The sequence below is a fragment of the Staphylococcus gallinarum genome (genome assembly GCF_000875895.1).
Lineage (GTDB): Bacteria > Bacillota > Bacilli > Staphylococcales > Staphylococcaceae > Staphylococcus > Staphylococcus gallinarum.
The window spans coordinates 1-376 of sequence record NZ_JXCF01000196.1; the positions used below are offsets into that span (position 1 = coordinate 1).

The 376-nt window shown below is 47.1% G+C and carries 3 tRNA genes; all 3 read right to left on the reverse strand.

Going from position 1 to position 376, the window contains the following annotated elements:
* Positions 1–103 precede the first annotated feature (103 nt).
* Positions 104–196 (reverse strand) — tRNA-Ser (locus SH09_RS14035).
* Positions 197–206: 10 nt separating this feature from the next.
* Positions 207–280 (reverse strand) — tRNA-Ile (locus tag SH09_RS14040).
* A gap of 26 nt (positions 281–306) precedes the next feature.
* Positions 307–376, reverse strand: a tRNA-Met gene (locus tag SH09_RS14045).

Sequence of the window (376 nt, forward strand, 5' to 3'; positions counted from 1 at the left end):
CGTTAAGCTCCTGTCGGTTTTCAAGACCGATCCCTTCAGCCAGACTTGGGTATTCCTCCAAAAATATTAGGTAATAAATTATATTTAATTTTAATTTTAAAAATGGCGGAGGAAGAGGGATTCGAACCCCCGCGGGCCGTTAAGCCCCTGTCGGTTTTCAAGACCGATCCCTTCAGCCGGACTTGGGTATTCCTCCAAAAATTATATGGACCTTGCAGGACTCGAACCTGCGACCGAACGGTTATGAGCCGTTAGCTCTAACCAACTGAGCTAAAGGTCCTAAATATAATTTACAACTAATAATAGTGGCGGTGGAGGGGATCGAACCCCCGACCTCACGGGTATGAACCGTACGCTCTAGCCAGCTGAGCTACAC